Annotated in this window: 3 protein-coding genes; 2 read left to right on the top strand and 1 reads right to left on the bottom strand. The window is 67.0% G+C overall.

Annotated features, from left to right (window positions below):
• A partial coding sequence (locus ABSF49_RS21125; RefSeq protein ID WP_490363336.1) for a vitamin B12-dependent ribonucleotide reductase occupies positions 1-1,739 on the bottom strand: 1,739 nt, incomplete at its 3' end.
• A 471-nt stretch (positions 1,740-2,210) separates the two neighbouring features.
• On the opposite strand from ABSF49_RS21125, the gene ABSF49_RS21120 reads away from it, so the two are divergent.
• Together ABSF49_RS21120 and ABSF49_RS21115 are read left to right on the top strand one after the other, a co-directional pair.
• On the top strand, positions 2,211-2,621 hold the full coding sequence (locus tag ABSF49_RS21120) for an NADH:ubiquinone oxidoreductase subunit NDUFA12 (protein ID WP_424114601.1): 411 nt from the start codon (positions 2,211-2,213) through the stop codon (positions 2,619-2,621).
• A gap of 88 nt (positions 2,622-2,709) precedes the next feature.
• Positions 2,710-3,399, top strand: a complete 690-nt coding sequence (locus ABSF49_RS21115) for a DUF2155 domain-containing protein (RefSeq protein ID WP_424114600.1) — start codon at positions 2,710-2,712, stop codon at positions 3,397-3,399.
• Positions 3,400-3,428: the final 29 nt, after the last annotated feature.

The raw sequence follows: 3,428 nt of genomic DNA, 5'->3' as shown, positions 1-3,428 counted from the left end.
GTCATGACGGCGGAGAGCGCGCCGCAGATCGCGCGGCCCTCGTCGCTGTCATAGGCGATGCCGCAGCTCATCAGCAGGCCGCCGATGTTGGCGTAGCCGAGGCCGAGCGTGCGGTAGTCGTAGGAGAGCTTGGCGATTTCCTTCGAGGGGAACTGCGCCATCATGACCGAAATCTCGAGCGTCAGCGTCCACAGCCGGACCGCGTGCTCGTAGGAGGCGACGTCGAAGATGCGCGTCTCGGGGTCGCGGAACGGCAGCAGGTTGAGCGAAGCGAGATTGCAGGCCGTATCGTCGAGGAACATGTATTCCGAGCACGGATTACTGGCGCGGATCGGCCCCGATTCCGGGCAGGTGTGCCAGTCGTTGATCGTCGTGTGGTACTGCAGGCCGGGGTCGGCCGAGGCCCAGGCGGCAAAGCCGATCTTCTCCCACAGGTCGGCGGCCTTCAGCGTCTTGTGGATCTTGCCGTCGAGGCGCCGCGTCAGGCTCCACTCGCCGTCGGCCTCGACCGCGTGCAGGAAGGCGTCGTTGACGCGCACCGAATTGTTGGAGTTCTGGCCGGAGACGGTCAGATAGGCCTCCGACTCCCAGTCGGTGTCGTAGACGTCGAACTCGAGGTCGCGATAGCCCTGGCGGGCGAATTGGATGACCCGCTTGATCATGCCGTCGGGCACGTCGTCGCGGCGCGCGAGCTTGACCTCGCGCTTCAGCGCCGGGTTCCTGTCGATGGCGAAGCAATCGTCACCGGGCCCTTCGCAATTGACGCAGGCCTTGAGGATCGCCTTGAGGTGGCGCTTGACCACCTTCGAGCCGGCGACCATCGCGGCGACCTTCTGCTCTTCCTTGACCTTCCAATCGATGAAGGCCTCGATGTCGGGATGGTCGACGTCGACGACCACCATCTTGGCGGCGCGCCGCGTCGTGCCGCCCGACTTGATCGCGCCGGCGGCGCGATCGCCGATCTTGAGGAAGCTCATCAGGCCGGACGAGCGGCCGCCGCCGGAGAGCTTCTCGTGCTCGCCGCGCAGGCGGGAGAAATTCGTGCCGGTGCCGGAGCCGTATTTGAACAGTCGCGCCTCGCGCACCCACAGATCCATGATGCCGCCCTCGTTGACGAGGTCGTCGGCGACCGACTGGATGAAGCAGGCGTGCGGCTGCGGGTGCTCGTAGGCCGATTTGGACTTGGTCAGCTTGCCGCTCGCGTAGTCGACGTAATAATGGCCCTGCCCCGGCCCATCGATGCCGTAGGCCCAGTGCAGGCCGGTGTTGAACCATTGCGGCGAGTTGGGCGCGGCCATCTGTCGCGCCAGCATGAAGCGCGTCTCGTCGAAATAGGCCTGAGCGTCGGCCTCCGTGTCGAAATAGCCGCCCTTCCAGCCCCAATAGGTCCAGGCGCCGGCGAGCCGGTCGAACACCTGCTTGGCCGAGATTTCCGAGCCATAGCGCTCGGCCTTAGGCAGCGACTCCAGAGCTTCCGTATCGGCAACCGACCGCCACAAAAAAGACGGCGCGCCGTTCTCTTCCACGCGCTTCAGGCGCGCCGGCACGCCGGCCTTGCGGAAATACTTCTGCGCCAGCACGTCGGCGGCGACCTGGCTCCAGCCGGCCGGAACTTCGAGCTTGTCGAGCGAGAACACCACCGAGCCGTCGGGGTTGCGAATCTCGCTCTTGGTGGTCTCGAACGCGATCGTTGCGTAGGGCGACTGCTCAGGCTTCGTGTACCGCCGCTCGATATGCATGGCCTCAAACCCCGATGCTCGGCAGGCGCACGCCCGCCTTCGACCGCCGCAGCGGCCCCCTAACGACAATGTCAGACGTCCCTACGCGCGCCGACGCCACAAGGTTCCGGAGCCTGGCGCCGCAAGCGCCCCGCCCCGTCGCCGACCCGCTTTCGCGCGCCGGCCGCCGCTCGCTCCGACCCCCTTGGAGCCGGAAAATCGCCGCTCGCCGAGAACGTCTGAACATTACGACTCTGTGACGGCGGCGTCAACAGTTTGTGCCAACCGCCTGCCGCCGACACAATATATTGTGGAGAAAAATGTATAACGCCGGGTAAACACCCCACCGCCTTGACAGCATCGGACGAGTCGCAGCGGCTCCGCAAGGGGAAAATTTGCGCTTGCCAGAGGCGCGGCTTTCGCGCTGGACAGGCTCCTTTCCCATCGCCATAGTCCGCCGCGAAAAACCCCTCGGGCGGCTGCGGAAACGCGATGAAGCTCTTTCTCCTGCGATTCTTCACCTGGTGGAACGGCGCCACGCTCAACACGCTGTGGCACACCCGCCGCCATGGCGAGCTGGTCGGCGAGGACGAGGCCGGCAACCTCTATTACCGCACGCGCGGCGGCAAAATTGACCCTGCGCTGGGCTTCGAGCGGCGCTGGGTGATCTACAACGGCCTCAGCGAGGCGTCGGCGACGCCGCCGGGCTGGAACGGCTGGCTGCACCACACCGTCGACGTGGCGCCGAGCGAGGAAGACTACAGGCCCAAGCCCTGGGAAATGCCGCACATGGCCAATCCGACTGGAACAAGAGCAGCGATTCGGCCCAAGGGCTCGACCATCGGGCTCGGCCGGCGGCAGGCGTCGGCGGGGGATTATCAGGCCTGGCGCCCGGAGGGCTGAGCAAAGCCTTCGTTTCGCCCGGCTTTGCCGCCAAGTGAGCCTGATGCGATTCGAGCGCGCGCCTCATCATGCAGCGGTCCCCCCGACAATGAAACGACGTTTCCGGCGCCTCGCGGTCCTTGCCGGGGCGACGCTGCTGACGGCGAGCGCGCCGGCGCTCGCCGACAAGATCAAGCATCCGACCGCGGTCTTCTCCGGGCTCGACAAGATCACTGGCCGAATCATCTCGTTCGAGGCGGCGCTCGGCGAAACGGTGCAGTTCGGCTCGCTGCAGATCACGCCGCGCGTCTGTTACTCGCGGCCGCCGACCGAGGCGCCGCAGACCGACGCCTTCGCCGAGGTCGACGAGGTGGCGGAGGACCACACCACCCACCGCATCTTCACCGGCTGGATGTTCGCCGACAGCCCTGGCCTGCACGGCGTCGAGCAGCCGGTCTACGACCTCTGGCTGACCGACTGTAAAGGCGACGGCGAACTCATCCACGAGGCGCCGACGGTCGCCGACGCGCCGGCCGATTCGGGCGACCTCGACCTTGGCCCGCTGTCGCCGCCCGGCAAGCCGGCGCCTGCGCCGACGCCGACGCCAAAGAAGCGCAAGGCCACGGCGGCCGACCCTGGCCCGCTCGACCTCAACGCGCCGGGCGCGCCGGTGATGATCCCGCTACCGGCGCAGCTCTCGGGGCCCGCGCCAGCCCAGACGCCGCGAAATATTCCGAGCCAGCGCTTCTTCCCCACCGACGACGAAGCGCCGATCCCGCCCGCCAACATCGGCCGCTGAGCCGGACAGGCGCCGTATGGAGGCGCCAG

This window comes from Roseiarcus sp. (assembly GCF_049514155.1).
Lineage (GTDB): Bacteria > Pseudomonadota > Alphaproteobacteria > Rhizobiales > Beijerinckiaceae > Roseiarcus.
Note: the sequence above shows the minus strand (reverse complement) of the source record. Positions and strands in the feature narration are given on the sequence as shown.

Bases quoted from the DNA above. Each gene is read 5' to 3' on its own strand.
- ABSF49_RS21115 (WP_424114600.1), top strand. From the start codon at position 2,710: ATGAAACGACGTTTCCGGCGCCTCGCGGTCCTTGCCGGGGCGACGCTG.
- ABSF49_RS21120 (WP_424114601.1), top strand. From the start codon at position 2,211: ATGAAGCTCTTTCTCCTGCGATTCTTCACCTGGTGGAACGGCGCCACG.